The organism is Aulosira sp. FACHB-615, assembly GCF_014698045.1.
In the GTDB taxonomy this organism is placed as follows: domain Bacteria; phylum Cyanobacteriota; class Cyanobacteriia; order Cyanobacteriales; family Nostocaceae; genus Nostoc_B.
In genome coordinates this window covers 372,604-397,567 of sequence record NZ_JACJSE010000002.1, presented here as the reverse complement: position 1 = coordinate 397,567, position 24,964 = coordinate 372,604, and the positions used below count along the sequence as shown (strand labels likewise).

Genomic DNA, 24,964 nt, shown 5'->3' with positions numbered 1-24,964 from the left:
CTAAGTGACGGGGAAATCGCGCCTATCTTGTTCGGTTATACGACTGTCTGTTGTACACAAATGACTATAACCTCTTAAGTAGTAGTCAAAATTTAGTCGCTCTTCAACCAAGGGGTGAAAACCTGTGTACGAATGGATCTTGCCAAGTCTGAGTGAAGTTTTAGCCGACAGTCAATCAACTATGGCTGAATGTTCACCAGCCAAGGCAGAGCGACAGTGGCGGATGAGTTTAGCCGCAACAGAACATTTATTAATCGAGAGTTTAGCAATCACTTCATCGGCTACACCAGCACTAGTATTAGCCGCACCAGCACCTTTATTTAGTCAGCCAATATTAACTCAAAACATCCAAACGGTGACTTTCACAGCCAAGCCCTTTAACCCCTTGGCTTTGATGCCGTTTCAAATGCCTACCACAACCACGGTAGCCCAAGAACATTCTTTTCAAGAAGCAGTACTGCCGATACTACCTGCTGATCCCTTAGTTTCCGAGCAGTTTTGCTTGGTATTTACAGAGAAATTCCGATTAGTCTTGGTTTTGGCAGAATGCAAAAATGGCAACAAAAGATTTTCATTTTCCTTTGAACCCCAAATAGTTCACCAAGCATGGCGAGCCATAGGGGCGCGGGTGATGCTGACTAATCCTGATTTTTGCGCGGAACTTGATGGGTTAGTACAGCAATATTCCCCAGTCGCGCCGGATTATCGCGTTGCGATGCAATTTAGTCAGTTGCTACTTCAAGAATTGCCAGAACCAGAAGTTGCGAAAGAGTCGGAAACCGCAAGCAACATACCTCATTCCCAACCTTCAATTCCCAATACCCAACATCCAGTTCCCGATGTTGAATTGCTGCAAGCCTTTGCTCATGAGGTTCGCACTCCCTTAACTACCATTCGCACCATGACACGTCTGCTACTCAAGCGGCGTGACTTACCTGCGGCTGTGGTTAACCGCTTAGAAATTATTGATCATGAGTGTACTGAGCAAATTGATCGGATGGAGTTGCTGTTTAAGGCGGCAGAATTAGAAACTTGTACTGCTACAAAAGGGGCTAATACTCATCTTACGCCGATGTCGCTGCATCAAGTTCTGCAACAGAGTATTCCCCGTTGGCAACAAGCTGCATCTCGACGCAACCTCACCTTAGAAGTGGTGGTTCCCCAACAATTGCCTACAGTAGTCAGTAATCCGACAATGTTAGATCGGGTACTGACGGGATTAATGGAGAATTTTACCCGTAGCTTACCTGCTGGGAGCCATATTCAAGTACAAGTTATTCCCGCCGGCGATCAACTCAAGCTGCAATTGTCACCGCAACTCCAGTGCCAAAACCCGGAAACGCCAGATACATTTGTTACACCACCAATTCGGAAAGCTCTGGGGCAATTACTGATGTTTCAACCAGAAACAGGGACAATTAGTTTGAATTTAAATGCTACTAAACACTTGTTCCAAGCGATTGGCGGTAAGCTGATTGTGCGTCAAAGACCTCAATATGGCGAAGTTTTAACAATTTTCTTACCTCTAGAAGTTAGCCATCAGCAAAAGTTAGAAGTGAGAAAAAATTGTGGATAAATTAGGCAGGCGATCGCACCATTTGCTCTACATCAATGCTTTTAGTAAACAATAAATTCTTGTATAGAAGTTTAAAAATGGTAAATTAACTACAGGAAAATGTTCGGTTACACTGCATTCTACCCAACCTACAAAAGATGGTGATTGTAATTTAATGTAGGCTTTATTGCCGAGAAACTTTTGTGTATCAATAAATTTATGTTGGGTTGCTCAAAATAATACCATTTTGGATTTTAGATTTTAGATTTTGGATTGGGTAAGGGTTGATCGGTAAGCTTTTGAGTCATCCATTTGTCGCATTCTTTTTTCAAATTGGTATAAATTAATATCACTGGTTTTCCCTAAACTTCCTACACAGAAATCGACAATATCTTCACCACCTGGTAGCACAATAAATTGATTCTTGAGGGTGTGCATTAGCGGCGATATCAGTCACGATATCGCCGTTGATTTATCTAATGTCAATCATTTGGGGCGTTAGGAATTTGGACATCAATATCTGCTTGAGTTAAATTCGGAACATTCCAAGTTACTTGTTCCGGCTTGAGAACTTCGACTAATGCAGGTGGAACATCAAATTGAAGTTGTTGCGTAGTGGGATTGATTCTAGCAATGAGTTGTGCGCCATCAACAAGCTTCAAAATCGCTGGTTCTCCTGCTGGTAAATTTAACCCTGTAACTTGAGCATCATTTGGTAAATAAACAGCATCACAGTCCCAGTCTTCATCAGTAGTTTGGCGATTTCCTAAATAGTAGAGACTGTTAGGAATTGCATCTTCTGGTTTACGAGTATAAATCGCCAATGGTTTTCCTGTTTCGTTTCGACAACTAGCCCAATCTTCGGAAGTTTCTAGAGTTTGTTTTTGTAATTGTAGTGCCGCAATTTTTTGCTGTAATTCTTCTGCGGTATAACCAGCTTGTTCTGGGTTATTTTGAGCCATTAATAGACTATTGAGATTCTGCACTACTACCGGATAGTCTGGACTAATTTTTGACATTTTATCTGCCCAAGAAGGTTGAGCGACGAAAAAATTCACGAAAAATAACACAGTAACCAGCAGCATTTTCCAGGCTTTCATTGACTTCCTCCTTGTTAGAAGCATCCTGTTGTATATATAAAAATTTGCTTTTAAGGCGATGAACACTAGTACATCTTCAAAATATTCATTTTGACTAGTAAAATCAAACACTCTTTTTTTTTAATCTCATAAATAAAAGTGATTAAATATTAGAAAATTATCAAAATTTTATTTCCAGCAAAACCCAAAACTATGTAGAGACGTTATTATGACTTAGTACCCCAAGGTGCTATCCAATCGCCAGAATCAAACATCCGACGCGCCCGCCAAGCATACACCCCCTCATCATGTGCCATCAAACTATTCTGCCCAGAGGTAAATAATAATAAAGGCAGTAGCCAAATTAATAAGCTGAGATAAGGAAATGCGGCAGATAAGCGAAATTGTTGCCAAAGAGACTGCAACCGAGGTAACTTATACAACATTAATTCTGAAAAATAGAGTCTAGTGGCTAGGTAAGAAAGTTATTTATGCCAGTTTAGCTTGGTCAGTAAAATATTGTTAGCAGGATTTACGCACAAAGATTGTCTGTGAAGAATGGGTGAAAGGGGGTGGGATGTAAGGTTTTTAGATACATACACCCATAAACCCCTTCACCCTCTTCCCAACCCTTGATTTTTCGTTTTTATGTGTAACTCCTATAAGTCAAGTATGACTTTGGTTTAGCTTGCTTGCTGTCGGACATATTGTCCATTTAACCCTGCTTGTATCCAACTCAAGCATTCATACTCGGAATTGAATAATTTTGGGGCGGCAATATTATTCAATAACTCTGGTGGATAATGATCGTAGAAATATTTACCGTTTTGTTGAAAGATGATAATCAGGTTGTTACGGAAAATATAGCGCAACTTAAAACAATCTTGTTGACTGATAAATTCTAAATTTTTGTCAAGATGTTCTTTGGCAATATCAATAATATTATTAATGCTATTACCGTAGATGCTTGATGGATTTTCTGTTTTATGAAATCTACTTCTATTGCCAATTTCTGACAACAGCTTGTAGGAATAGATTTCGTAAGCATCAGCTTTACCGTAAACAAACGGAATGATGAGATATCCTTGATATGAAATTGATTTTTCATAAAGAAGACGACTCATCTGAACCTCCTTTGATGAAACTACTTATCAATGATTGCCCTAATCACAATCCACATAAAAAATCAAGCCATTTCTATTAGCTATTTTTAAGCATTGTTAATATCCTCTTGGCAAATTTAACCAGGGATATATAATCTCCTTTTTAAAAAAGAGAACGACTTTAGCTTTATTAAAAATGTCTTGCAATAACTATTATTACTCTTTTTGAAGTGAGTATGAGTTGAATATGTTCAGGACTTACGCACAAAGATTATCTGTGGAGATTGGGTGTAAGGGTGAAAGGGTTTGGGGTGTAAGGATTTTGAATCAGTACACACGCCACTGGCTACCCTATACCTCTGAACCCTTGCCAAAACCCTTGATTTTTTGTTTTGATGCGTAAGTCCTAATGTTAGGAAAGCAAAAAATTAGAGAAATTTCCCAGAAAGCTTACCACAAACTTAGCTGACTTGGTGGATTTTCTAGTTGATTCCAAGGTAAAGGCGAAACTGGGACACCGCTTTGTTCTAATAGCTGTTGAAAGTGACGGGCGTTGTGTGGCGATCGCTCTTCTAGTGGACAATGGACAAAAAAGTAGATTTTTGTTCCTGCTTGCAACCATTGTTGAATCTGCGTCACCCATTCTGCCATAAACTGCTGATTCTCAGATAATGTGGGATGGGAAATGAACCGAACCAGGCTAAAAGGCGCAGTTACACTGAATTGTACAGGCAATTTGGGTTTGCGTCGTTCTGATTGTAACTGGGGGTCATCTTCGCCATTGTAAATTGGACGTGAATCTAACAACACTCTTCCGACACCGAGACTTTCTAGCAACGCTGTTAATTGACTGCTGTAAGGTTCTTTAAACCAGTCTAAATGTCTCACCTCTAAAGCTAGAGGTACAGTTTTTCTCGGCCAAGCTTCTAGAAAAGCAGTTAAATCATCAATTAATTTCCCTGGATAACTGGGAGGTAACTGCACAAACATCGGCCCCAAGCGTTTCCCTAAAGGCTGCATTCCTTCTAAAAATTTCAAAGCTGCGGGAATATGGGGTTGGAGTAAACCTTTATGGGTGATATCGCGCGGTAATTTCAGGCAAAATTCAAAACCTAGAGGTGTTTCTGCCGCCCAACGACTCACAGTTTCTTGGTTAGGCACAGCATAAAAAGTAGTGTTGCCTTCAACCGTAGTGAAGCGACGACTGTAAACTCGCAGAAACTCCGTAGCACGAGTACTTGGGGGATAAAATTCACCCACCCAACCTTTATACGCCCAAACTGCACAACCAATAAAAAAGTTCACTGACTAGCCTTGAGTGTTCTTACTTAATTTTAGCCTGAAGGTGTCGGGATTCTAGAGGCAGGAAGAAAGGTCTTATTGTTCCAGCACCAGCATAGTTGAAAGCAATTATTACAGGGCTTACCCACCAAGATTGTCTATGAAAATTGGGTGTAAGGGCGTAAAGGTCAGGACTTACGCACCAAGATTGTCTATGAAAATTGGGTGTAAGGGTGTAAGGGTGTGTGGCGTAAGGGTTTTAGATACATACACACGCCACTTAGCTCAAGTCGGGAAACCCACCCACGCCAGCAGGTGTAGCAGGTGTAGGTTGGGTGGAGGAACGGAACCCAACATTCTCAAGACCTGTTGAGTTACGCTATCGCTACACCCAACCTTACTATTCTGCTGTTGCCAATTTTGACATATTACTAGCTTTTACCTTGGTTTTCTGAACGTTCATTCTCGATATTTTGGTCTATCTACATAAAAAATCAGGTGAGGATTACACACCTGATTTTCCAATTTCATACTGATTCTTCACGTATAGAGCAAGACAGATTTAAGCCTGAAAGTTCTCATGAATTCTGTTTGTCAATTATGCTCCTACTCGGCTGTATTTTCCATGAAGAATATTCGTACTCATCAGCAACATTATGCCGAAACAACGATGTCAGTATAAGTAATCAAAGGATTTGCGCTGAGGGTAGCAATATGTACGGCTGCCTGAGAACCTGTACCATCAATGTCAAAGAATAGGTTTCCATTCGCTGAATTATAGATAAATCTATCAGAAGCATCAGCCGCAACTGTACCTAGCACAAATTGTGCGGATGTAATTGTTGCATCTGCTACTAAACCACCACCAAAACCAGAGGCAGAAACATAAATTTTGTCACCTTGGCTGCTCAGAAAATCAGTAATAGTATCAATTCCTTGATTAGCAGCACTAAAGGTAAATTGGTCTGCTCCATTGCCACCTGTCAGCGTATCATTGCCTAAACCTCCAACTAAAATATCGTTACCATCGCCACCATACAAGGCATCATTTCCGGCTTCACCAAACAACTGGTCGTTACCAGCACCACCAAATAACCCAGCATCGTCAGAACCACTGCTATCAGGTGTGGAGTAAGATTGAAAGCCAGTGTCATCACCAGCACCACCACGCAGGATATCATCGCCGTCGCCACCTTCAAGGCGATCGCGTCCCGCACCAGCATTGACAGTATCGTTACCAGCACCACTACGAATTCGGGAATTACCAGTGAGTGCTGTGACATTGAGGATATCACTGCCACTGCCAGTATCTAAGTTGAGACGCTCAATTTCCCGGAAGGTGCTACCGTCACTGACCGTTCCAGAAGCGGTGCTGGTGTAGGTGACGTTGATAGCGGTAGTTGCACTGGCATAATTTAACCGCAGTTGGTCAACACCCAAACCGCCAATGCTTTGGTTAATTCCTAGACCACCATCGAGGAAGTCATCACCATCGCCACCAGTGAGGGTATCGTTGCCATCACCACCATACAAGGCATCATTCCCGGCTTCACCAAACAACTGGTCGTTACCAGCACCACCAAATAATCCGGCATCGTCACCACTACTGCTATCAGGTGTGGAGTAAGTTTGATAGCCAGTGTCATCACCAGCACCACCGCGCAAGATATCATCGCCGTCACCACCTTCTATCCGGTCGCGTCCTGCACCAGCATTAACCGTATCATTCCCGGAACCACTGCGAATCCTGGAATTACCAGTGAGTGCTGTGACATTGAGAGTATCACTGCCACTGCCAGTATCTAAGTTGAGACGCTCAATTTCTCGGAAGGTGTTACCGTCAGTGACCGTTCCAGAAGTGGTGCTGGTATAAGTGACGTTGACTGTAGTCGTCGCACTGGCATAATTTAACCGCAGTTGGTCAACACCTAAACCGCCAATGCTTTGGTTAACACCTGTACCACCGTCTAAAAAGTCATCGCCATCGCCACCAGTGAGGGTATCGTTGCCATCACCACCATACAAGGCATCATTCCCGGCTTCACCAAACAACTGGTCGTTACCAGCACCACCAAATAATCCGGCATCGTCACCACTACTGCTATCAGGTGTGGAGTAAGTTTGATAGCCAGTGTCATCACCAGCACCACCGCGCAGGATATCATCGCCGTCGCCACCTTCAAGGCGATCGCGTCCTGCACCAGTATTGACAGTATCATTCCCTGCATCACTGCGAATCCAATAGTTACTGCTAATTGCTGTAGTGTTAACTGTGTCATTACCACTACCAGTATTGGTTAATAAAATGGATTCAAAATTGGTAATAGTGTTTGTTACGCCAGGAGTGGTAATGCCGGTTGGAGTGACAGTGATATTAATTGCAGTAGTTTGAGCCGAAAGATTTAGCACCAGCTTGTCTGTACCTGCACCACCGTCAGCCGTAAAGCCCAAAGTTCTGACGATGACAGTATCATCACCATCGCCAGCGTTTATGGTATCGTTACCACCACCACCATCGATAGTATCGTCACCCGCACCACCGTTAATAGTGTCATCTCCAGTCCAAGTAGTAATTGTCTCTGCGTTGCGACTACCTGTAATGTTAAATCGCTCAATCCCAGAGAAACTAATTGAATCTAGCCAGCTATTGTTAGTTGCAGTACGTCCCGCACTACCAGAAATACCATTAGCATTGCTACCACCAAGAGTAAACTGTAGCTTGTTGCCAACGTCATCAACAGAATAATTCAGGATAAGGGTGTCAATCCCAGATCCTCCATTTACCTGATCATTAACCCCTAACCCTGCATTAATAACATCATTTCCTGCACCGCCATTAAACACATCATTGCTACGGAATACACTTCCATTGATAATGCTGGCTTGGGTGATGCTATCATTACCGCTACCTGTGGTAAGTTTGATAAATTCAAAATTTGTTGCAGAGACAATACCTGGTAAGCTTCCACCGTTTAGCGGGTTGGTGATAGTTAGATTTACAGTTTGAGCAGATAAATCTAGTTCTAGAGTATCTTGACCGTTGCCTCCATCTACCGTGTCTGTACCCAAACCTGCTTTGATGGTGTCATTACCATCACCACCGTTAACAGTGTCATTACCCAAAGCACCATCTAAAATATCATTTCCAGCCCCACCAGAAATTACGTCATTGCCAGCAGCACCGTTAATTTGGTCGTTGCCTGTGCCACCATTGAGTGTGTCATTGCCTGATGTACCGAAAATGACATTTGCAAAAGCTTGGAGAAAATCAGCTTGGCGGAGGGTGTTGAGGAAGCCTGAAAATCCTGCATTTGCTAAAGTTTGACTGATGCGAACGTCAAAATCTTCTGGAGACAGATTAAATCGATTCTCAAAGGTATCTAAACCGGCAACGGCAAAGTTCCAGTATAAAATTGCTTGACTAGAATTAGTGGGCGCATTAGTTATCAACCCACTCAAAATTGTATCGAGGCTGGTGCTAGTTTCTAGTGTGTCGGTATTGTGGTTAAAAGTGGAGTTGGGGAATAAATTACGCATTTGCCCTTGAACAAGCAAACGCCCCACAAGTTCGCGGAAAAGGTCATTCCAAAGTCCAGTAATTGCATTTCCCGCTTGTGACCCCGGATTTGGATTAGAGCCATTCTGAAGGAAGTCTTCACCAAAAAATTTCTCTAGGAAAGTGAGTTTGCGAGCATCAACATTTGAGCCTCGGCTATTTGTGGCAACGTTTTCTACACCAGCCCAACGGTAAAGTAGTGCTTCAACCTGAGTTATAAATTGAGCATGAAATTGTTCAAAATTATTTGTATTTAAAAGTACTAAATTTCGCATCATACCAAGCAAAGTCTGGTCTTGGCTGATCGCTATGAATAAGTTTGGGATTTCTCCATAACCTCTAAGGCTAGGTAAGTAGAGAACTTCCTCTTTAAGTTTAAATTCCCCATTATAACGGCTATTCATCTGGTCTAGAATAAACCAGACATCTACGATTTGTCTTGTTGTACCGTCTGTAAGGGTATAGTTACTAATGCTACTGACGTGGTTTCCTTCATTAACTTGGTTAACGGACTGATATTCCAGGTTTATGCTACGAATACCCCAATCAAGCAGACTTCTTAGTTCTCCTACATCAGTAAAGCCGTCTTCGTCTTTATCTTTCCAAACCTTTAAATTTGCAAACTGAGCATCTCTGGAATCAATAATCAGGTCATTGTTACTGTCCAACTGTTTCAGGATGATAAATCCATCAGTTGTTGCATTGCCAAAAACCTCATTTATATTATCAATTCGTCCATTGTTATTCAGATCCAGAGCTAAGATACCATCGTCACTTTTTACCCAACCTGTATTCTCAGCAAAACCATCTGCATCCAGATCAAAGAAAGCTGTTGAATTTTCTAGAGAAATTAGTTCAATTCCATCATTGTCTAGATCAAGAACAAGCGGAGAAATTATATCAAGAATTAAATCCCAAATAGTCTTAAAATTTGACAATCTATTGAACTTTAGTCCAAATAATTGTTCAGCAAAAAAATTTGCAAGCGCACTGTTTGGGTCGTTGCTTAAAAGTGCTTCTCCCAGCCCAGTAACGATACCAAAAGTAATAAGACCTAGAGGTATAGTTCCACCACTGAGAAGAGAAGTTCCTATGGCGATTACTCCAGCTAAATCTGACGCAAATCCCAATGCTTCAGAAATATTATTAGTATTGAATGTATCTCCGAAATCCTGAAGAGTAGACGCTAGTTCAGAGGACGGATTATTGCGATTAATGTATTTCAAGCCACTTGGATCAACAAGTGATACAGGATTGTTGGCAACGTATCGATATAAATTCGTATCTCCTCCATTTAACCCAATCGGATCAAGTGCCGTGAACCGTCCTAACTTACTGTCATAAAACCTTGCCCGCATGAAATCGAGACCATTCGCCTCATCCATGATCCCCCATTGCCCAACAAACTCAAAGGGGTTAGCAACGCCCTCCGTTGTCAGCAAATTCTCGCCAAATGGACGATAGACATAACGATTAACATAAGTACCTGTCCCATTGGTCAACCCAACAGTTGAACCCAATAAATCCGAATCGTAGTAAGCTGCATTCGCCCCAGTAAACCGACCTACTAAACCAATCCCATGAATATAATTGGTCGCCGCACCACCGCTATATTCACCAACAACATCACCAAACCCAAACGGGTCAACTAAATACTCTGTTCTCTGTCCGTTGAAAACCGCCGCCTTCCGATTCCCAAAGGCATCATATTCATAACTAAACGTCCCGGTTGGTGTCGTTCCTCCAATCAGTTGATTCTCATCGTTATATATATAAGTCCAGGTATTACTTCCATCAACAACTTTAGTTAAATTCCCATCAGCATCATAGGTATAAATTGCACTGCCAACGGTGGTGTATTGATTTAAGTTGTTTGCGGTGTAATTGGTTGTAACTCCATTAACAATCGTGCGAATACGATTACCCGCAGTATCGTAGACATACTGTAAATCTTGATTGGTAATACTAGGATTTGTGGAGGTAAATCGCGCACGGGTTAACTGTCCTGTGGTGTCGTAGGTATATGCCCAACTACCATCCTGAGTTGTTGCTGCTGTTTGCCGCCCTAAATTGTCATAAGTGTACTGAAACGATGAATTAATCGTACCTGTAGACTTATAGTTGGTGATATTAGTTACTTGCCCTACGCTGTCATAGGTGTAGGTTGTGTAAGTACCATTGCCGTTAGTTTCCCGCGACAAGCGACCCAAAACATCGTAGGTGTAGGAAATAATTGTTGCGCCTGCACCATTAGTTAAATTCGCCAGACGACCATCAGAATCATAGCTGTAGTTTGTCGTAAACCCGCTTTGGTCTTTCATTTGAGTCCGCCGACCTTGAGCGTCGTAGGTATACTCTAGAAAGCGACCATCAGCATAAGTAATTTTTGTGAGGCGATTATTAGCATCGTATACCAGGCTTTGTGTCCCGCCGCTCACATCCCGAACTGAGGTGAGATTACCGTTGCTATCGTATGCGTATTGTTCAAATGTGCCGTCATCAAAGGTTTTGCGGGTGACTCTGTCTGCACTATCGTAGGTGTATTGGAAAGTATCGTTACTACGCTCTGTTGCTTGGGTTAAGTTGCCAAATTTATCATAGGTAAAGGTTTCAGACTTGCCATCAGCATAGGTAATGCTGGTCAATTCGCCGTAGTTGTTGTACCCATACTGGATTGCTTGACCCTTGGGATCTGTAACTTTAGTTAGCGAATCAGAATTTGCTCCGTAGGTAAAGCTAACTGTTTGATTTAATGGGTCAGTCTGACTTAACAATCGCCCTTGGGCATCATAGCTAAATTTGGAAATGATATTTCCTGGTGCAGTGATTTGACTGAGATAGTCATTGGTGTCGTAACTAAACTGCGTGACGCGGTTGAGCGCATCTTGTATGCTTTGGATTTGACCTGTACTGGTAAAACTAATCTGAGTAGTAGCTCCGGTAGCATCAGTGACGTTGATAACTCCTGGAGAAACATAATTGTAAGTAACTGTGCTACTCATAAGTAATTGATTTTATCTGTGTAAAGAATGATTTAAAGAAAGGCTCAGAATTTATACTGAGAATATCACTATTCGTTTATTGGTTTTTCAGCTATTTATGAAGTAACTATGAAATTTGGGGTCTATCTTGATACAAAATAAATAAAACAACTAAGCATATTTATTTATATAAACTTAATGTTGCGTCACAAAGATGAGCAATATAGCAATTCTCAGGCAGATGAAATACACCCCACCCGCGCTGTCGCGCACCCTCCCCTTGCCAAGGGGAGGGTTGGGGAGGGGTAAAATTTTGTACCACACCAGAGTTGGAAACCCTATAAATATGTTTTTAGGTTTTTGCGTCAGTCCTTATAAAAAAATCAGGTGAGTATTAGACACCTGATTTTTACGCTTATATTAATGATTGACTCACGCTCCAGGCGCGTACTTCGACTTCCTTCTCCTTCGGAGACGCTAACGCGAACGACTGCGCTCAGGACAAGTCGCGGTAGTTGAGCGTAGTCGAAACTCAGTAAGCGGAGGCTCGGAGAGTTTTGACGAGATTAGTCTGCGCCTTCGATGGGTGCAAAACCTTGGCGCTGAATATTTTCTGTAATTGTCCGTGGTTCTAAGAACTGTAGCAAGTAATCAGGGCCGCCTGCTTTGGAACCTACGCCAGAAAGTTTGAAGCCGCCGAAGGGTTGCCGAGCGACGATCGCTCCTGTAATATTCCGATTAATGTACAAGTTGCCGACTTCAAATTCTTCCTGTGCTTGCTGGATGTGGAAAGGTGTGCGCGAATACAAACCACCAGTTAAGGCGTAATTTGTGTCATTTGCAACCTTCAATGCTGCGGCAAAATCCTTCACCTTAATTACAGCTAACACAGGGCCGAAGATTTCTTGTTGGGCAATGATGCCATCGGGTGGGACTTCACTAAAAATCACCGGGCCGATAAAATAACCTTGGGCTGGCGATGGTAACTCTAAGGCTAGTTTTGCTTCTGCCTTACCTTTTTCAATATACTCGCGGATGCGATCGCGGGCGTTAGCATCAATCACTGGCCCTACTTGGGTACTGGGTAACTCAGCTTCGCCAATATTCAAGGATTTTGTCGCCTCAACCAACCTCGCCACAAAAGTATCGTAGATTGATTCCACAACTATCACCCGCGAACAAGCCGAGCATTTCTGCCCACTGTAACCAAAGGCTGACTGTACAACCCCGACAACAGCTTGGTCTAAATCAGCACTTTCATCAACGATGATGGCATTCTTCCCGCCCATCTCGGCAATTACTCGTTTCATGTGCTTTTGCAACGGCTTCAAAGTTGCCGCCTCTGCGTAAATCCGACAGCCCACTTCTTGAGAACCAGTAAAAGCAATTACATGAGTATCAGGGTGACTTACCAAATACGCCCCGACTTGGGAACCCTTACCGGGGACGTATTGAAAAACACCCTGGGGAATCCCCGCCTCAATTAATATTTCTGTGAGTTTGGCAGTAATAATTGACGATGTTTCCGCAGGTTTGAGCAGTGTACAGTTACCCGTAACCAACGCAGCCACAGTCATTCCACAGGCGATCGCTAACGGGAAATTCCACGGCGAAATTACCACCGCAATTCCCCGTGGCTGGTAGATATAACGATTAGTTTCTCCAGGTACATCATAATTAATACCTTGATATAACCGTTCCATCTCATCAGCATAGTAGCGACAAAAATCTATCGCCTCCGAAACCTCTGCGTCAGCTTCCTTAACAGGCTTACCCACCTCCAAAACTATCAAAGCGGACAACTCCGCCCGACGTTCTTCCAGCAAATCCCCCGCCTTGCGTAAAATATCCGCCCGTTGCTTCACAGGCGTTTTCTTCCACCCAGGAAACGCCGCCTTCGCCGCCTGCATCGCCTGTTCAGCCTGTTCCACACTAATCAACCCAACCTTACCAATCACCTCACTATAATTAGAAGGATTAACAGAATCAATCACCTCAAGAGTATTCACATACTCCCCATTAATCAAAGGTAAATACGTCTTCCCAAACTCCCGACGCACACCCTCAAAAGCCTGCGCCGCCCTCCTCCTCCTTTCCTCCTCCGCAAAATCCGTATCCGCAGCCCCCTCAAATCTCCCCTCTTCCTCTCCGCGCCTCCGCGCCTCTGCGTGAGAATTCAAAACTGGCGGCGCTAGTAGTTCCTCCACAGGCCGATTCTCCAAATTCTGCCGCAAGAACGAACTATTAGCCGTATTCTCCAACAACCGCCGAATTAAATACGCCATCCCCGGTAACAACTCCCCGTAAGGACAATAAACCCTTACCCGATAACCCTTATCCACCAAAGCCTTAGCAAGTTTATCCCCCATCCCATACAAAACTTGCATTTCAAAACAACGGCGGGGAACCTTTAAACTTTCCGCTATGGCAATTGCCCGTGCTTGCGATCGCACATTATGACTACCTATGGCAGCATAGACATATTGATGATTTTCTAACAACAACTGAGTTATCGTTTCAAAATTCGCATCTGTCGCCACCTTGTCATTGTAAACAGGTTGCGGCCAATGCTTTTGCGCTGCTTTGATCGTTTCCTGATCCCAATACGCACCCTTCACCAAGCGAACTGTTAACGGATATCCGCGCTGTTTTAACCATGCAATCACATTTCTGGCATCTTGCTCACTGTCACGCAAGTATGCTTGGATAGTCACGCCGATATCTGTGCGTTGGCGAAACTCATCCTCTAACAATAACTTTTGCAAAATATTCAGAGTCAAGTCCTTATACGCATACTGTTCCATATCAAAATGAATAGCTGCGCCTAACTCTTTGGCATAACGTAATAAATTACGAATGCGATCGCTAACTCTTTCCTCGCTACCTTTAGCATCTAAAGGGTCAAATTGCGAATAAAAAGCGGTTAATTTCACAGAAACTTGGACTTTTGGTAGCTTTTCACCATCAGCTTCATCAATCGCCGGAATATGCGTCCAATTCTTTGATGCTTCTACCAACTGGGCAATTAGTTCTTGATAGCGTTCTAAATAAGACTGCGCTTCTGCTTCTGTAATTACAGCTTCACCAAGTAAATCAATGGTGAACGCCATTTTTTCTTTCCGCAGGCGTTCAACTGTTTTGATGACTTGTTTAATATTTTCGCCAGAAATATATTTGTGCGCTAATGTTTCCACCGCCGTCGAAACAGTTGTTGCTGCCACTTGTCCCGGCATAGAATCAGGGTTAGCAAAATTGAGCATCCCCTTGAGGGCGGCTGGTAATTCTACCGTTTCATCGCCTAAATATTCTTGTAAATGGGCGGCAATTTCTGGTTTACTGCGTAACGCTGGCAGAGTATCAATAAAGCGGAAAAGTTGCACCCTTAAACCCGGATTACTCATTGCCCAAGCGAGTAGTTTATCATCCCAGCGCATCTGGTCACGCAAGGAAGCTAAAAACGAGCGATTTTCTTGGGTAGCTGTTAACAGTTGTTTAGCAATTTCTTGGGTTTTAGGTTCGTAGATGCTGGTTTGTATTTGTAACACCACAGATAATAATCTCCTTAATTTAGTGCATAACTGTTTGTGAACAGTCCGCGTCTTCTATTGTGACTCTTGAATTTTGCTGCTACCAGATTCTTAGGATAGTTAAGTTTTTCTGGGACATTCTGGCACGCAGAGTAAAACAGTATTACGGTGCTTGGATCTTTCTCAGCACTCAACTAAGATCCCCCCCAACCCCCCTTTTTAAGGGTGGCTAACAAGCTTCTATAACCCCCTTAAAAAGGGGGTCGCCGCAGGCGGGGGGATCATCTATTAACTCCGCACTCATCAACTTAACAATGTGGTTGCATCTCAATTTGTGGAAAAACTTAGCCTTAACACCTTTAACCATCGCAATTGTCTATGTGGGTGGTTGCACAAACCAACCAACAGATAAACAACTGGAAGTATGGCGCAAAGAAGCGATCGCCCGCAATGCGGAAATTGTTGCAAATAACACTAAAAAAGCACAGCAAAGTCAGTGGAATTTGGTTATTCAAGGTGAAACGACTACTGGCAAATCTTTAAATTTCAATTGGCAGCAGTTACAAACTTTAGCAACCAATCATCTCAAAACAACCGATCCTCTAGACATCCTGCATTCTAACGAGATTTTTGATTTTCGGGGTGTGCCTGTGGCGGTACTTTTACAACAGTTTGCTGTTGCCAGTCATGTCACCGATGTAACTTTTGTTTCCTTTGATTCTTACTACACTACCCTCAGCCTGAAAGATTTATGGCAATATCCAATTACACTAGCGATCGCTAAAAATAACAAACCAATTGCTCGCGCTCAAGGTGGGCCACTTTATTTAGTTTTTCCCTATACTCAGTATCCCCAGCTAAAACAAAAGTATGATTCTACCAATTGGGCGTTTTACGTAAGCAATATCATAGTGGGAACAGAACCAGTTAAATTACGAGTTAATCAACATCAAGTCAACTTAGCTACCTTAGATAAATTACCGCAAGTCACTTTAGAACAAACTGTTGGTTATCGCATTTCTTGGCCTAGTGGTAAAGTCAAGCTTTCTGGAGTGAGACTGCGGGATATTTTCTCTAGTTTTCCAGAACCATTACCCGCCCAGGGAGGAGTCATAATTCGGGGTAAAGCACCCTTTTATGAAGATGCTCCGGTGCGGTTGGCGACTCAAGATTTATCTGAGTGCGATATTTTACTCGTTACCCGTTGGGGAGAAAGCCGCGAATTGATTCCCGCCAAAATGGGAGGCCCTCTAACTTTGGCTTTCAGTTCTCAATGTCCTGCTAAACTTAGCCAGTCGCGCTGGGTAACATTTGTAGAAGAATTAACTACTACACCATGAAATTATTTAGTTTCCGCTCGATTCGGACGCGAATCATCACTGCAACGACATTATTAAATGTGGCGTTAGTAGGTGCAATTGTTTTGGTATGGGCGAAAACTGAAAATACCCTTTACCGAGAGCAGAAATTAAATGAAGCGAGATTTGTATCTAGGGTGTTAGGAATATCTACCTTTGCGAATCACCTGGAAGAGCGCAACTGGAGTCAAATGCGCCTCAACTTAAATGTGATGCTGCGAGAAAATGCAGATTTTGTGTATATTTTAGTGTCGGATGCGCGGCTAGAAAATCAAATTATTGCTGCCTATCCAGAATATTTACAAGGACAATACATTCCCGATATTGTGCCAGTCAAAGTCAGTGATGCCGCCTGGAAAGCGTCGCCAAAGTCGAACTCAATTGAAACATTTGCATTAACAGATATCAACTTTGGCAATCATATCAGGGCTAAACGTGGCGATCGCATTATTGAAGTTGCTTCGACAATTTACAGATTATCAGGGGACAAAATCGGCACTTTACGCATCGGTGTTTCTCTACGTCAGGTTAACTTGGCTGTCGCTAATGCGGTGAATAAAGCCTTAATAGTTGGTTTTATTAGCCTGCTGGTGAGTTTGGTTTGTGCATATATTCTGGCGCGACGCTTGAGTAACCCTATCCGCCGCTTGCAAACCAGTGCGGCTCAAATTGCATCTGGGGATTTGCAACACCGCGCCGAAATTACCAACGCCGATGAAATTGGTGCATTAGCAAATTCTTTTAATGAGATGTCTGCTGCATTGCAAAGTTCATTTCATAAATTACAGAAGACTTTAGTATCGTTTGAATTATTTGTGCCGAATAAATTTATTTTAGCGATCGCACCCCAAGGCATCGAAAATATTGAGGTAGGTATCGCAGTCACACGCCACATCACAATTTTATTTTGTGACATTCGCGGTTACACTTCCATCTCAGAAATGATGACACCAATAGAGATATTTACATTTTTGAATGACTACCTAGCTTGTATTGGGCAAGTAATTGATCGTTCAGGTGGATTTATTGATAAATATATTGGCGATGCTGTCATGGCATTATTTGATGATGACAACACCGATGGCGCACTCAAAGCAGCAATTTTAATGCACCAAGCCCTAGATCAGTTTAATCAAGAACGTATGCAAAAAAACCTCCCCAAAATTAACATTGGCATTGGCTTGCATCGCGGTGAAGTAGTCATGGGAACAGTCGGATTTACTGGCCGCATTGATTCTACAGTCATCGGTGACGCTGTGAACATTGCCTCACGCATTGAAGGCTTAACTAAACAATATGGCTGCAAAATTTTGGTAACAGAAGCAGTGATTGAGAGTTTATCTCAACCAGATTTATTCTCATTAAAATTGGTGGAGCAAGCAGTAAAGTTAAAAGGTAAGGATGAAGCGATCGCTGTTTACGAACTTCTTTTGCTGGCACCGATGGATTGATTTCGCCTAGCCAATAGGCGATCGCATATCCCAATGGGACTAAAACGCTGTTCAACCTCCTGCTGAATCATGTTTGCCTGATACTGGCGTTCTGCAAGATAGGTATGAACCTCATCTCGATGTCTAAGATAGTAACCAATGACCATATATATCCGGTAATTGCAGCGATGGATACTGTTCTGCTATTTCCTCTGGCGTACATCCCTCTAAAAAAGCTGTCACAACAGTGTCTAGGGTGACACGAGTCTTTGCAACTCTGACAACCCCATCAGAATCAGTCTCTATAGGCGTAGGTTCAAGGGCAATTGCTAGAGTCATAGACCTCATCAGCTTTTTACTTCATATACTAGCAAACGCCCAAGCGGTCTAGAGCCTTTACTCAGCTTCAGGCAGAGTCAGAATTTCGACCCCATCTTCTGTCACCACAATTGTATGTTCAAATTGGGCTGACAATTTGCGATCGCGTGTTACAGCCGTCCAACCATCACTCAACATTTCTACTTCCCAAGTGCCTTCATTAATCATCGGCTCAATGGTAAATACCATTCCAGGTCTGAGACGCTTACCTTTACCGCGAGTCCCATAATGGGGTATGTCAGGGGCTGTATGGAAAATATTACTAATGCCATGTCCGACAAAATCCCGCACCACAGAAAAACCCTGAGACTCTGCATATTCTTGAATCGCTGCGCCAATATCACCAACCTTTGCGCCTGGTTTGACTTCCGCGATTCCACGATATAGGCACTCTTGAGTTACTTCTACCAATTGTTGCGTTTTAGCAGCAGCATTACCAACAATAAATGTTTTTGATGTATCACCGTGATATCCATCTACAATCGGCGTAACATCGATATTAATAATGTCACCCTCTTTGAGGATTTGTTTAGCATTGGGAATGCCATGACAGATGACCTCATTCACACTGGTGCAGATTGATTTTGGGAAACCCTTGTAACCCAAGGGTGCGCTTTTAGCATTGTGCGCTTGTGTCCAACGTTCCGCTTCATCATTGAGTTCCAGTGTACTTACCCCAGGTTTCACTAGTGGTTCCAGATGCTCTAGAAGTTTAGCCGCCAAGCGTCCTGCCCGACGCATTTTTTCAATTTCTCTTGAGGATAAAATAACAATTGTTTCGGTTTTCATGGGCATTAATCTAAAGCATCATTCAAAAATATAGTTAAACCTGAGTTTGCTGCTCTTTGGACAGCATCAGCCACCTTGAGCGTGTATAAACTTGCTTCGGGAGTGACATACAAAGGAGTATCATCAAACAAATGGTCTAAGACCATAGTTGTATCTTTGGCAAACAAACCCCGGCGTGTTCCCACATCTATGGCTGTGGTTTCTCCAGGTTTAATTAAGTAGCCAGTATTACCGTCAAAAATTAAACCGCCTTTTTCGCCGTGAACCTCAAATTTTCGCTCTGGCTGCCAAATTGTTTCACCTTTGCCGTAAATTACTTGGGCTAACAGTCCACTGTGAAAGCACAGTTGACTCACACACATACAAGTTTGATAGTACTCTGATTCTACTGCCCAATATCGCTGATGACAGTTAACTGTAAAGACTTTTCCGAACAAATCAATCAGGCGATGTAACCGAGAAATTGCCCCAATCAACGGAAAGCCAAATAATTCATGATTATAAGTCCATTTGCGCGGAGCCGGATTTTGGGGATTGATCGTGCTGTAGCGGACATAAAACACATCCCCCACTTGCTCTAAGTTGTGTTTTAAAGCTTGGTGTAAGCCACCCAAAAGTTCTATATGTTCCACATGCAGTAATTTCTTTTGGGCTTTGGCTAAGGCGATAATTTCCTCGGCTTCTGTGAAATCCACTGCTAGAGGATATTCTACAATTACATGCTTGCCGTGGGTCAGGGCAGCACGGGCGATCGCTCCATGATCTCGATTCACTGTGGAGATCACCACCATATCCACATCTTCCCGCGCTACTAACTCTTGCCAAGAATTTAAAGCTGAGGTTTGATATTCTTTTGCGAAAATTTCTGTTGTTTCTGGGGTATGACCAACCACTGCAACGAGATGGGTTCTCTCATCTTGCAGCAGTGCTTCTGCCCTGAGTTTTGCTGCATACCCAGTACCTACCAAGCCGACGCGCACTTATGCTTGTCCCAAAACTGCCTCTGAATTATACATGATTTTCACAGGAAACAGGGGTGTATGTATCTAAAACCCTTCCGCCACAAACCCTTACACCCCTGTACCCTTTTACCCCTAAGCCCCTTGCATCCTGAATATCCGTACTCTCCACGCTCCTCTTTTGACTGCCAAGTATAAATGAAACTTATTATTTTGATGTAACTAAATTTCATTACTAATCGCGTTGAATTTCCAGTTACAAGGTTTAGTTTTTCCCGTAGTATCAGAATTGAAGTAAATTTTCATGACCGGCTAATCCTATAAGTTAAGCCGTAAGTATTGCTTTAGCATAACTTATACTGCCGTTTACAAAAGAGAGGAATCCTGAAATGGCAACTTACAATGTTACACTGATAGACCAAGAAGGTAATAAAACCACAATTGAAGTTCCTGATGATGAATATATTTTAGATATTGCTGAAGACAAAGGGTTGGATTTACCTTATTCTTGCCGTGCTGGTGCTTGCTCTACCTGTGCAGGTAAACTTGTTTCTGGTACTGTTGACCAGTCTGATCAGTCTTTCTTAGATGACGATCAAATCGAAAAGGGCTATGTCCTGACTTGTGTAGCTTATCCTACCTCTGATGTTGTAATCGAAACCCACAAAGAAGAAGACCTCTACTAAAAGTTAAGTTCTATCAGTTCTTACAGGTTATTGATTTAAGTGAGATGTGTAACTGCAACGTAAGGACTTGAGTATTAGAGCAAATAAAAATTAGCAGGAATGTACCCTGATTAAAAGGTGCGTTCCTGTTTTTTCTGCTCACCTACAAGTTGGTAGTCATAAATTAAACTTATTACTTCTATATAAGTAAATTTCATTCCTAATCGCATTCAATTTCCGGTTACAAGGTTTAAATTTTCCCTTAGTATCAAAGTTGAAGGAAATTTGCATAGACGGCTAATTTGATCAGTTCAGCCGTGAGTGCTGCTTTAGCATAACTTATACCGCCGTTTAAAAAAGAGAGGAAACTGAAATGGCAACTACTTACAAAGTTACTCTGATAGATCAAGAAGGCAATGAAAAGACAATTGATGTTAAAGATGATGAATATATTTTAGATGTGGCTGAAGACCAAGGTTTAGATTTACCTTACTCTTGCCGTGCTGGTGCTTGCTCCACCTGTGCAGGTAAGTTGGTAAGTGGTACTGTTGACCAGTCCGATCAGTCTTTCTTAGATGATGATCAAATCGAAGCTGGATATGTACTAACTTGTGTAGCTTATCCTACCTCTGATGTTACAATCCAAACTCACAAAGAAGAAGAACTCTACTAATAGAGGATTTACGTACAAAGTTTGTCTGTGGAGATTAGGTATAGGGGTATAAGGGTATGGGGCTTCGCCGTGAGCGTCAGCCGAACGGTGTAAGGCCTTTGGATACATACACCCCTACACCCTTCTAACTTCTTACATTTTTTGTTTGCTGGCGTAAGTCAGGCGTAAGTCATTAGAGTATAAGTTGATGTCAATCAGCCCGATTTACAACTTAATCTTGTCGTTGAAGATTTGAATTTTCGTCCCTGGATAGTAAAACTGGAGAATTTTTGAGGTTTCCCAGCCCAGTTTGGCTAAGTTTTGTGCGCCAGTTTGACTCAAGCCAACACCATGTCCTAGTCCTCCACCAATAAAGGCGTAACCCCATAGTTCGGCTTGGCCTTTATTTAAGGGTTGTAGGTAAAACAATGTACTCACAGGTGCAGCAAAGGCGCTGCGTACTTCATCTTTGTGTAAGGTAAATACGCCGATATCGGTTTTGACTGCTAAATCGAGGATACGCCCACTGTGACTACGCTTGGTGACTGCGATCGCTTCAATGGTTTTAAATTTAGCGTAGGGGCTGTTTTTGACGCGCAAGAATTTTTGTAAATCTTTGGCTATATCTTCGATGGAAGTTTCTTTATTCCAGCGAAATACATCCCAGTTGCTTTCATTGAAGCCTTGCTTCATGTTAATAAATTTGCGGAAGTTCTCTTCATCAGCCAAACTCTGTTGTGATAAGTCCCAAAAATTAATCGGCGTATCAACTACTGGTTTTAAATAAGGACGATCTTCCCCATTCCAGACATCACTAAAAAAGGCTGTGACACCCCCGGTTGTAGAAGAATACAAGGCATCAATTAATTGGTTGTTATAAGTTACTACCATGCCTCTAGTCGCCGCGATCGCTTGATCGGTTTTGCTAGTTGCCCCACTCAGCCCATAATAAACTTGACAGTGGGTATCAGCACACAATTGGTAGTTATCAACAGCAAATCTCCGCAAATTTCTTAAAGCGTAGGTACGGGCTAAAATTGCTTGGGCTTCTAAGGCGGCTTTGGGCGCATCTGACCCAATTTCGTTGGGAACAACACCACGTAAATACGTTTCTAAGGAGACTTCATTGACTAATGTATATGTACCGTAAGCGTTGGGCTGCAACGCCATTCGCCCCGCATACACCCGCCCAGTTCCCGATTTTTCACCTTTGTTGATGCGAATTAAGTTTTTATCGGCGCTGATGGCTAAGTTCATCGGGTTGTAACGTTTACCATTTACTACCCAACTGATTTGCGGTACTTCTTTCTGCACTTTCGTATCGATATATGCCATTTTTGCGCCAGACTTTTGCAAGTTCTCAAATAACAAGCGACGCAATAAAGCTGTGCTGTAAACATCCCGCTTGGCCCAAACTTGCCAACGTTCTGGCTGGGCAATTTCTACTTCTACCCCTTGCGATCGCCATTTTTTGGCGCTATCTTCTGCTGTTTCAAAGGTACGGTATGTCCCTAAAACCACTACTTCCTGAACTACAGGTTTAGCCACAGCTTGCATCACTGTTTCTAGTTTTACAGGTTTGTCAGTGACTATGGTCTGTTGCTTGTTACCTAGAGGAAAGCTTAACCGCAAGCGATCGCCTTTTGTCGGTTCTAGTTGCAGCTTGGCTGTGGATTTTTCGCCAAATCTCTGAATAATTCCGACTCTTAATTCTACATCTTGGCTGTTACTTCCCGGCCCGGATGCGGCTGTCAGCCCCAATAGGCAAAATGTCGTTACTACTGTGTAAGACAAACGCCAAAACGAAAATTCGACTGTGACTTGATTCTGCCTTTTCGTATTGCGCTGGGGCAGAGTTACCATTTGCTTTGTAGCGTAGTGGTTTTGTCGCATGAACGCTCCAATAGTACCATTGCCAATTTAGCTACCTAAATTACTTGCAAACCAAAGTCATAACGACTATGATTTATCTATAGGCACAGAACAGAATTAGTTGGATTAACTCCTGATGGCTAAAGTCCAAGAAATTCCCTTAAATCAAATTAAACGTCCCCTACCCCGTGTTAACGATCCCAACAAGGTCAAAGCCTTAATGGAATCCATTGCGGAGATTGGACAGCAAGAACCCATCGATGTTTTAGAAGTAGACGGCCAATATTATGGCTTTTCTGGCTGCCATCGTTATGAAGCTTGTCAGCGTTTAGGACAAGAAACCATATTAGCCAGAGTCCGTAAAGCTCCTCGCAGCGTTCTCAAGATGCACTTAGCGTAAAGAAGTATAAAGTATGAAGGTGAAGTATGGAATTTCATAATTCAGCCTTTGAACTTCATCATTTTTAGCCCCTCATCCTCAAATAATAAGTTTAGGAGAAAATTATGTCATCTCAAGCAACAGTAAAAAATGTAAATATTGGCATCGACGAAGAAAATAGAACCAAAATTGCCGAAGGATTGTCCCGTCTATTGGCAGACACTTATACACTGTATCTTAAAACTCATAACTTCCACTGGAATGTTACTGGGCCAATGTTTCAAACATTACACCTGATGTTTGAGACTCAGTATACAGAACTAGCTTTAGCCGTGGATTTAATTGCTGAACGCATCCGGGCTTTGGGTTATCCCGCACCTGGAACTTATAGCGAATATGCCAAACTCAGTTCCATTCCCGAAACCCCAGGAGTACCAAAGGCTAAGGAGATGATTCAGTTGCTAGTGGAAGGACAAGAAGCGGTAGTGCGAACTGCGCGATCGATTTTTCCTATAGTAGATGAAGTCAACGACGAACCCACAGCCGATTTGTTAACTCAGCGTATGCAAGTCCATGAAAAAACTGCTTGGATGTTGAGAAGTTTGCTGGAAGAATAAGGAATGTGAAGGATGAAGCGTGAAGTATTTTAAGTATGAGTTTCATACTTCATCCTTAAGCCTTTATTCTTTCCTGAGCGATGGCAAATCTTGATTTCACGCAAAAACTGCAAGATTTATCCCAAAAAGTCGGGATTACAAGTTTTAAAGCTTTGAGTAAAGCGACCGGTGTCTCCGAACGGCAAATATTGCGGTTACGACGGGGAGAGGTAGAACAAATCAGAGTCGATGTGTTACTCAAGTTGGCTTCTGTTCTCCAGGTGTCGTTAAATGAACTGGTTACAGCTTTTTCATCTCTGGAGTTGAATCAAGCTGATCAAGTTGCTACTCAACAGATGTTGCAAGAGATTGCTGATTTAAAAACCGAATACCAGCGATCGCAATTACAAATTAAACAACAACGAGAGTTATTACTCCAAGAATTCCAGCAGTCGAGTTTGCAACTGCTGGAATCTTTATTATTGCAGTTTCCGGCTGCGGCTCAAAAAGCACGGGAAAATCCCCAGTTGGAAGCGGTGAAGATACTACCATTAATCGAAAACTCACTCAAAAAACTGTTACAAGCCTGGGAGATAGAAGCGATCGCACCAATCGGCGCAGAAATCCCCTATGATCCCCAAAAACATCAATTAAGCAAAGGAAATGCACAGCCTGGTGAATTAGTCAAAGTCCGCTACAGTGGCTACTTGCAAGGCGATAAATTACTTTATCGAGTCACCGTAAGTCCCCTTGATTCAGGTTGAGGCAATGATATTTAAATTTTTAATTGATTACTGAACGGAA

Annotated in this window: 18 protein-coding genes and 1 pseudogene; 8 read left to right on the top strand and 11 right to left on the bottom strand. The window is 42.6% G+C overall.

The annotated features are described in order from the left end of the window. Positions 1–124 precede the first annotated feature (124 nt). Positions 125–1,576, top strand: coding sequence for a sensor histidine kinase KdpD (locus H6G77_RS03995; RefSeq protein WP_190870887.1), 1,452 nt, complete (start codon positions 125–127; stop codon positions 1,574–1,576). Positions 1,577–2,037: 461 nt separating this feature from the next. Here the strand turns inward: H6G77_RS03995 and H6G77_RS03990 are convergent, their stop codons facing one another. The 6 genes and pseudogenes from H6G77_RS03990 to pruA all read right to left on the bottom strand — a co-directional run bounded on the left by H6G77_RS03990 (position 2,038) and on the right by pruA (position 15,103). Next, positions 2,038–2,655: a hypothetical protein gene (locus H6G77_RS03990; RefSeq protein WP_190870886.1), complete on the bottom strand. Its 618-nt coding sequence runs from the start codon at positions 2,653–2,655 to the stop codon at positions 2,038–2,040. 215 nt (positions 2,656–2,870) lie between these two features. Next, positions 2,871–3,080 (bottom strand): annotated as a pseudogene (locus H6G77_RS03985) (phospholipid carrier-dependent glycosyltransferase); the annotation flags it as partial. A gap of 237 nt (positions 3,081–3,317) precedes the next feature. Further along, positions 3,318–3,758 (bottom strand): hypothetical protein, encoded by a 441-nt coding sequence (locus H6G77_RS03980; RefSeq protein ID WP_190674435.1) that lies wholly within the window; start codon positions 3,756–3,758, stop codon positions 3,318–3,320. Between the two features lie 429 nt (positions 3,759–4,187). Then, positions 4,188–5,042 (bottom strand): DUF72 domain-containing protein, encoded by an 855-nt coding sequence (locus H6G77_RS03975; RefSeq protein WP_190591958.1) that lies wholly within the window; start codon positions 5,040–5,042, stop codon positions 4,188–4,190. Between the two features lie 630 nt (positions 5,043–5,672). Beyond that, positions 5,673–11,576: an RHS repeat-associated core domain-containing protein gene (locus H6G77_RS03970; protein ID WP_190870885.1), complete on the bottom strand. Its 5,904-nt coding sequence runs from the start codon at positions 11,574–11,576 to the stop codon at positions 5,673–5,675. 545 nt (positions 11,577–12,121) lie between these two features. Further along, the gene (gene pruA, locus H6G77_RS03965; protein WP_190870884.1) at positions 12,122–15,103 is read right to left on the bottom strand and encodes an L-glutamate gamma-semialdehyde dehydrogenase; all 2,982 of its coding nucleotides are present in this window, start codon (positions 15,101–15,103) and stop codon (positions 12,122–12,124) included. A gap of 293 nt (positions 15,104–15,396) precedes the next feature. On the opposite strand from pruA, the gene H6G77_RS03960 reads away from it, so the two are divergent. Next, positions 15,397–16,422 (top strand): molybdopterin-dependent oxidoreductase, encoded by a 1,026-nt coding sequence (locus tag H6G77_RS03960; RefSeq protein WP_190870883.1) that lies wholly within the window; start codon positions 15,397–15,399, stop codon positions 16,420–16,422. After that, on the top strand, positions 16,419–17,891 hold the full coding sequence (locus H6G77_RS03955) for an adenylate/guanylate cyclase domain-containing protein (RefSeq protein ID WP_190870882.1): 1,473 nt from the start codon (positions 16,419–16,421) through the stop codon (positions 17,889–17,891). Before H6G77_RS03960 ends, H6G77_RS03955 begins: the two co-directional genes overlap by 4 nt. On the opposite strand, the gene H6G77_RS35550 is transcribed toward H6G77_RS03955, so the two are convergent. The 4 genes from H6G77_RS35550 to H6G77_RS03940 are packed head-to-tail and all read right to left on the bottom strand — an operon-like array spanning position 17,858 to position 20,017. After that, on the bottom strand, positions 17,858–18,037 hold the full coding sequence (locus tag H6G77_RS35550; RefSeq protein ID WP_242049141.1) for a hypothetical protein: 180 nt from the start codon (positions 18,035–18,037) through the stop codon (positions 17,858–17,860). The genes H6G77_RS03955 and H6G77_RS35550 overlap by 34 nt on opposite strands. Then, a complete protein-coding gene (locus tag H6G77_RS35545) occupies positions 18,015–18,209 on the bottom strand; it encodes a DUF433 domain-containing protein (protein ID WP_242049140.1) in 195 nt (64 codons plus the stop codon). Before H6G77_RS35545 ends, H6G77_RS35550 begins: the two co-directional genes overlap by 23 nt. 57 nt (positions 18,210–18,266) lie before the next feature. Next, positions 18,267–19,037 carry a type I methionyl aminopeptidase gene (map, locus tag H6G77_RS03945; RefSeq protein WP_190870881.1) on the bottom strand — a complete coding sequence of 257 codons (771 nt, stop codon included), beginning with the start codon at positions 19,035–19,037 and terminating at the stop codon, positions 18,267–18,269. A 5-nt stretch (positions 19,038–19,042) separates the two neighbouring features. After that, entirely contained in the window at positions 19,043–20,017 is a 975-nt protein-coding gene (locus H6G77_RS03940) for a Gfo/Idh/MocA family oxidoreductase (RefSeq protein ID WP_190870880.1), read from the bottom strand. 368 nt (positions 20,018–20,385) lie between these two features. On the opposite strand from H6G77_RS03940, the gene H6G77_RS03935 reads away from it, so the two are divergent. Together H6G77_RS03935 and H6G77_RS03930 are read left to right on the top strand one after the other, a co-directional pair. Next, positions 20,386–20,682, top strand: coding sequence for a ferredoxin (locus H6G77_RS03935; RefSeq protein WP_190591949.1), 297 nt, complete (start codon positions 20,386–20,388; stop codon positions 20,680–20,682). Positions 20,683–21,034: 352 nt separating this feature from the next. After that, on the top strand, positions 21,035–21,334 hold the full coding sequence (locus H6G77_RS03930; protein WP_190591948.1) for a ferredoxin: 300 nt from the start codon (positions 21,035–21,037) through the stop codon (positions 21,332–21,334). 204 nt (positions 21,335–21,538) lie between these two features. On the opposite strand, the gene H6G77_RS03925 is transcribed toward H6G77_RS03930, so the two are convergent. Beyond that, complete coding sequence (locus H6G77_RS03925; protein WP_190591947.1) at positions 21,539–23,206, bottom strand: SpoIID/LytB domain-containing protein; 1,668 nt, start codon at positions 23,204–23,206, stop codon at positions 21,539–21,541. A 115-nt stretch (positions 23,207–23,321) separates the two neighbouring features. Between H6G77_RS03925 and H6G77_RS03920 the strand changes: the two genes are divergently transcribed. From H6G77_RS03920 to grpE, 3 genes are all read left to right on the top strand, one after another. Beyond that, positions 23,322–23,585: a ParB N-terminal domain-containing protein gene (locus tag H6G77_RS03920; protein WP_190591946.1), complete on the top strand. Its 264-nt coding sequence runs from the start codon at positions 23,322–23,324 to the stop codon at positions 23,583–23,585. A gap of 104 nt (positions 23,586–23,689) precedes the next feature. Then, a complete protein-coding gene (locus H6G77_RS03915; RefSeq protein WP_190591945.1) occupies positions 23,690–24,181 on the top strand; it encodes a Dps family protein in 492 nt (163 codons plus the stop codon). 80 nt (positions 24,182–24,261) lie between these two features. Continuing rightward, the gene (gene grpE / locus H6G77_RS03910) at positions 24,262–24,924 is read left to right on the top strand and encodes a helix-turn-helix transcriptional regulator (protein ID WP_190870879.1); all 663 of its coding nucleotides are present in this window, start codon (positions 24,262–24,264) and stop codon (positions 24,922–24,924) included. Positions 24,925–24,964: the final 40 nt, after the last annotated feature.